Genomic DNA, 5292 nt, shown 5'->3' with positions numbered 1-5292 from the left:
CCCGACCTATTAACAACCACCCAACACGCTTACAGCCACAAGGCCAAACCCCCAACATAAACAACGCGTTTAGTTCCTATAGCCCTATGATGGTGTAACGGTGGTGCTACTGTCACCGTTGATGTAATAACTCAAGAATGATAGTTAGGCCTATCTATCAGTGCAGTATTCCAGTTTTAGCTGGGTTGTCAGAGGTGCCATGGCTGACACCGCTGACTTCGTTATTGGTTATCAAGGATGAATTGACTCAACAAACGGAAAGGGGCTTATGATGAAAGCTCTGAACACTATCAAAAGTAGGTTGCTCGCCAGCGTTGCTGTTCCACTTGCGCTGTCTATGGGAGTCGCCATGGTTCCCAGTCAGGCGATGGCTGCAGAGCCTGTGGATACCGCTTCGACATCTATCGTGAGTCAAGTCACCGATTCGCTGACTCCGAGGGATGTGCTGGAGATAGCGGATACCGCATGGGAAAACGGTGATTATGAAGGTGCTGGCATCCTGACCGAGTATGCATTCTCGATGCATGATGGCACTGCCGGTAATGGCTTCCAATCGAGGAATTGGGCTACGACGATCGCCAAGAAAGCTGTCATTAAGCTTCTGCGCTGGGGAGGTTCCAAGCTTCCTGCCAAGATTGCTCCGTGGGCCGGTCGGATTGCAGACTTCCTGGAAGCCACCGGCGTCTGGACTCATGCCGCTATCGTCTCAGGTTTGATGCAGCTGGGCATCCCTTACGATATTGCTGAATACACGGCGACATGGGTTGATTTGTTCCTCTGATTCATGGAGAGAGGGGTGAGCGATGAGTGACCGTGGACGATCAGACCATGTAACGGTTTCGGATGCGATTACCGGTGTTGGTTTTTTCGGAACTGTGTTGTTGGGTTTTGTCTTTCCTTTTGCGGTCGGCATTGGTGTCACTTATCGCTTGCTCCCTTTCGGTGGCGTTCGTTCCTGGGTGCATGGGTGGCGTGGGGTTTTGGGTACCATCGTTATCTTTCTGTTGTGGTTCTTTGGTACCTACATAACTGATGCGTTGGTGGATGTGTTGTTTAGCATGAGCAGTCACAAGGTCTTGAAGAAGCTTGTTAGCGAAGTTGTGAGTTTTGTGTTTCTCATGGGGTTGATGGCCTTGGCCTTCAGCAGGTGGGAAGCCATGGCGCTCTCATCTTTGATAACTGAGGTTCTCACCATTCTCATCTCCCTACTCGTCATTCATGCCGTTGATGCTGCAGACAAGCATGATTAATCTAAACAACGATCATTCCTAGGGAATGAAGCGGATTCGAGTGCCCCTTTTATGGGGCGGGAGAAACGCATCGGACGCGGAGAGGTCTCCTCCTTGGTTTGGGAGGAGACCTCTTCGGTTTGGTTGTGTGTGGTGTTAGTCGTCGGTGGGGTTGATGTTCTTACTGAGGGCCAGGGCGATGAGCGCTGCGAGGTTGTTGGTTCGGTCGAGGGTGAGGGCTTGGACCATGTATGAGCTGGCTTGGTCGGGGTCGCGGGCGGCCCAGGCCAGGTAGGCTCTGGAGGCGCTGAGGTGTGGGGTGGGGCCGACGGCGGCGGTGAGCTGGTCGAAGAGGTTGTAGGCTCTGTCGGCGCGTTCCTGGTTGACGGGGGTCCGGCCTTCGAAGCAGGTGGTGAGGCTGGTGAAGATGAGTTTGACGGCGGCGGGGTCGTGGGGTTGTTCGGTGATGGTGGTCAGGTCGTCTCGGGTGGTGTCGGGGTTGATGGCGGCGACCAGGAGCGCGTCGCGGTGCGGCAGTGAGGTTTCTATCAGCGCGGCCATGCGGGTGAGCCGGTCGTGTCCTATGGCTTCGGGCTGGTGGGTGCCGTCGAGTATGCGCATGATGCTGTCGAGGGCCTGTCGGCCTGCGGTGAGCATGAGTTGGGGGTCCTGGCTCAGTTGCTTGACGTCGTCCTGGAGGCTGGTTGTGGTGTTCATGGGTGTTCCTTTCCTTGGTGCCGGGACTGTTTGTGCCGACGCCTGGAATGGCGGCCCGGGTATAGCGGAGAGTCAAGCCCCCGCGTGGATCCGAACACTCCCCCGGAGGCCGAGGGGGCATGCTGTTCGGCCCCCTCGGCCGGAGCGGGGTGTGGGCGGAGACGCTCGGGGCTTGAGTCGCAGCGGCCCGGGCCAGAATGGAAGGGGGCGGCACAAACACCACATTCCCAACCCCTTCAGCAGCACGCCGCAGGCGTGCGACAGCGGCGGCCAGACATCAAGGCGCAGCCGCCGATGACCACAACCCCGGCCGAGCCGAGCATGGAAAAAGGGACCCCGTTGAGGGGTCCCTTGATGATGTTGCCCTGATGGGTCAGGCCATCTGGCTTCGGAGTCCTGGGTAGTGGTGTGCCAGGTATTCGGCGGTGGCTTGGCGGATCAGTGCCGATAGGTTGGTGCCTTCTGTTTTGACGGCGGCTTCGGCCCATTGGTCCAGGGCCGGGGTGGTGCGTACCTGCCAGGTTTTGCTGGTGGGTTGTTTGAGTTCGTCGCGGGGGCGGCCGGCGAAGATGGAGAGCAGGTCGTCGTCGGTCAGGGGGCCGGCGTCGTAGCCCCGGTATACCCGGGTGCCTTCGATGGGTGTGAATTGGCCGGCGTCGGCCATGCGGTCGAGTGCTTCGGCGTGTGCTGCCCTGTCGGCGGGTGTCTGTGTGTTGGTCATGGTCTGGCTCCTTGTTGGTTGTGTCTATTGGTATCTGAGATGTTGCCACCGGCTGGTCAGCGGCATGGCGTGGAAGGCGTGGAGCTGGCCGTCCTGCCATTTGCTGACGATGACTTCGAGCAGGTTGTCGGGTAGGGCCCCGGGGTGTGGCTGGCCGACGAAGACCACCGTCATCTCGTCGCCGTAGCCCTCGATTTGTTCGTGGCCTATGGAGTGGAAGACCGCGTGCCTGATTTCGTCGTCGGCGCAGCCGTGCTTGCGGGCTGATTGCTCTATCTCGATCTCCATGACCATGAGTGTAGTACAAATTGCACATACAAACCAGTCGTGCGTTCCTCGCGTTGCGGTCTGGCTGTCCGAACGCGGGGCGTTCGACGATGCCGATTCCACCCCGTGGGGTGGCGCGAGGCATCGCTGCGCCGCCGCCGGCAGCCGGCCCCGCTTGGTGGCGGGGCCGGCTGCGGGGTTCATTCACTCTTTGGTGTCCTCCTCCTGGTCGCCGTCGTCTGTTTCATCTTCGTTCCCTTCGTTGTCTTCCTCTTCAGGTCGGGGCACCAGGTCGCCGTCGAGACCGGATTGCTCTTCGTCGCTGATGGCGTAGCCTGCGGTTTGGAGGGCACGGTAGAGGGGTTTGAGCAGGCCGTCTATGTCGTCTTGGCTGCGCCAGGTCTCGTGGTTGATCTGTGTCTCCATGATGGCGTGGCACAGGGCGAAGGCCGTCTGGGTGCGGCGACTCTCGTCAAGGTCGGCCTTTTGCGCCAGCTCGGCTTCCTGGTCCTGGACGATGGCGCGCCATGTGTCCCGCACCTGGTCCCGGCTGACCCACCAGGTGCGTTGGCTCGCTTGGGCGATGACCAGCATGGACAGGGCCTGGGACTGGTTTTTGGCGGGGCGTTTGAGGGACATGAGCCGTTGCGTGTAGGCCAGCCGCAGGTCGTGGCTTGCCGTGTCCAGTTGCTTGGCCGGTGCGATTTCGGCTTCTTGTTCGGCTTGCCACCTGGCCAGGTCATCCTCTCTTTGCCGGCGTTCGTCCTCCTGGTCCTGTTGGGTGTATGGCTCCAGCAGGGTGATTTTGACGCGCCACTGTCCGCCACGGTCGAGCAGTCCGGCGGCCGTGGGTTTGTCGCCTTCCCATTCCTCCAGCCATGTGTCGAGGGCCTGCTTGGGGTCGGGGTCGGTATCCGGGGAGAATCGGGCGATGGTGCGCCAACCTTCCGGGTCAGACCAGGATTGTGATGGTGTCAGCGGCACGATGGGCAGCCCGGCCTGCTTGATGGCTTCCTGGGCCTGTTCGATCCACTTGTCCAGCGACCGTTTGGCCTGGACCTGGTGCAGTGTCATGTTCCAGTTGTTGGTGCCTGCGGCTTTGATGAGCTGGTCTTGCAGGCCTTCGTCGTCGCGGAAGTCGGCTATCGTCTCCAATTCCTCGAAGCTCAGCTGGGATGGCAGCGCGAGTATTTTCTCGTCGTCGATGGACGATATTTTGAGCCGTCGCTGCACGGTGCTGCGGCTGCGGCCAGTGGCTTTGGCCATCTGGTCCACGTCTTCGCCAAGGTCCAGGAGGTGGGCGTATCCGCGTGCCTCGTCCAGGGCGGTGAGCTGGTCACGGTGTATGTTCTCTACCAGCATCACCTCCGCCTGGGTCTGCTCGTCCATGTCGGTGATGATACAGGGCACGGTTGCAAGGCCGGCCTGCTCGGCGGCCGCCAGCCGCCGGTGTCCGATGACCAGGGTGTGCCGCCCCTCCTGGTTCGCCGGTGTGACGACCAGGGCCTGCTGTATGCCTTGGGACGCGATGCTCATGGCCAGCTCCGACACGTCTCCTATCTCGCTTCGGGGGTTGGCGTCGTTGGGCCTGATGGCGTCGATGGGCAGCATGGTCACTGTGGTTGTGGTGTTCATGGGTGTTCCTTTCCTTGGTGCCGGGACTGTTTGTGCCGACGCCTGGAATGGCGGCCCGGGTATAGCGGAGAGTCAAGCCCCCGCGTGGATCCGAACACTCCCCCGGAGGCCGAGGGGGCATGCTGTTCGGCCCCCTCGGCCGGAGCGGGGTGTGGGCGGAGACGCTCGGGGCTTGAGTCGCAGCGGCCCGGGCCAGAATGGAAGGGGGCGGCACAAACACCACATTCCCAACCCCTTCAGCAGCACGCCGCAGGCGTGCGACAGCGGCGGCCAGACATCAAGGCGCAGCCGCCGATGACCACAACCCCGGCCGAGCCGACCAGTTTTATGTTTGCCGATTGAAGGGTGATCTGCAGTAGCTCATGATAGAAGAAAGACCATCCGATAAGAAATGTGTTTATATTGTGAAGCTTTATCTTGATGAAGCTTTCTAACTGATATCCCGAGTATATTAAAGCTTGTTAGAAGCCGCCACTGCCTCTATCATATTTATATGATATGCACACTAGGGCGGCACTTTTTTATCTAAAGGGGTGTAACTGAGATGGACACCGCTCGTATTCCTTACCCTTCGCATCCTTATCAGAGCTCAGCCAATCTAGCCTCTATGCTGATACAGAACGGTCTCTCCGGCATCAGGGCCTATAGGAACTAAACGCGTTGTTTTAGGTTCTGTGTGTGGGTTTGGTTGTGTGTTGGTCAGAGTGTGGTGTTGGGGTATCT

Annotated in this window: 6 protein-coding genes; 2 read left to right on the top strand and 4 right to left on the bottom strand. The window is 59.5% G+C overall.

What is annotated here, in order from left to right; translation table 11 throughout:
• Positions 1 to 268 precede the first annotated feature (268 nt).
• Positions 269 to 781: a hypothetical protein gene (locus H3V04_RS08710; protein ID WP_045925197.1), complete on the top strand. Its 513-nt coding sequence runs from the start codon at positions 269 to 271 to the stop codon at positions 779 to 781.
• Positions 782 to 803: 22 nt separating this feature from the next.
• Positions 804 to 1250: a hypothetical protein gene (locus H3V04_RS08705; protein WP_015022033.1), complete on the top strand. Its 447-nt coding sequence runs from the start codon at positions 804 to 806 to the stop codon at positions 1248 to 1250.
• Positions 1251 to 1385: 135 nt separating this feature from the next.
• On the opposite strand, the gene H3V04_RS08700 is transcribed toward H3V04_RS08705, so the two are convergent.
• The 4 genes from H3V04_RS08700 to H3V04_RS08685 all read right to left on the bottom strand — a co-directional run bounded on the left by H3V04_RS08700 (position 1386) and on the right by H3V04_RS08685 (position 4569).
• A complete protein-coding gene (locus tag H3V04_RS08700; protein WP_015022034.1) occupies positions 1386 to 1946 on the bottom strand; it encodes a hypothetical protein in 561 nt (186 codons plus the stop codon).
• A 373-nt stretch (positions 1947 to 2319) separates the two neighbouring features.
• Positions 2320 to 2667, bottom strand: coding sequence for a hypothetical protein (locus H3V04_RS08695; protein WP_015022035.1), 348 nt, complete (start codon positions 2665 to 2667; stop codon positions 2320 to 2322).
• Positions 2668 to 2691: 24 nt separating this feature from the next.
• Entirely contained in the window at positions 2692 to 2955 is a 264-nt protein-coding gene (locus tag H3V04_RS08690) for a hypothetical protein (protein ID WP_198188174.1), read from the bottom strand.
• 183 nt (positions 2956 to 3138) lie between these two features.
• On the bottom strand, positions 3139 to 4569 hold the full coding sequence (locus H3V04_RS08685) for a ParB/RepB/Spo0J family partition protein (RefSeq protein WP_015022037.1): 1431 nt from the start codon (positions 4567 to 4569) through the stop codon (positions 3139 to 3141).
• Between the last annotated feature and the right edge of the window lie 723 nt (positions 4570 to 5292).

The sequence above is a fragment of the Bifidobacterium sp. M0353 genome, assembly GCF_016100645.1.
In the GTDB taxonomy this organism is placed as follows: domain Bacteria; phylum Actinomycetota; class Actinomycetes; order Actinomycetales; family Bifidobacteriaceae; genus Bombiscardovia; species Bombiscardovia choladohabitans.
The sequence above is the reverse complement of the archived record's forward strand: the minus strand, read 5'-3'. Positions and strand labels throughout refer to the sequence as shown.

What these genes read in the sequence shown, in the direction of transcription:
- H3V04_RS08685 (WP_015022037.1), bottom strand. Translation starts at nt 4,569, where the DNA reads ATGAACACCACAACCACAGTGACCATGCTGCCCATCGACGCCATCAGG.
- H3V04_RS08710 (WP_045925197.1), top strand. Translation starts at nt 269, where the DNA reads ATGATGAAAGCTCTGAACACTATCAAAAGTAGGTTGCTCGCCAGCGTT.
- H3V04_RS08690 (WP_198188174.1), bottom strand. Translation starts at nt 2,955, where the DNA reads ATGGAGATCGAGATAGAGCAATCAGCCCGCAAGCACGGCTGCGCCGAC.
- H3V04_RS08700 (WP_015022034.1), bottom strand. Translation starts at nt 1,946, where the DNA reads ATGAACACCACAACCAGCCTCCAGGACGACGTCAAGCAACTGAGCCAG.
- H3V04_RS08705 (WP_015022033.1), top strand. Translation starts at nt 804, where the DNA reads ATGAGTGACCGTGGACGATCAGACCATGTAACGGTTTCGGATGCGATT.
- H3V04_RS08695 (WP_015022035.1), bottom strand. Translation starts at nt 2,667, where the DNA reads ATGACCAACACACAGACACCCGCCGACAGGGCAGCACACGCCGAAGCA.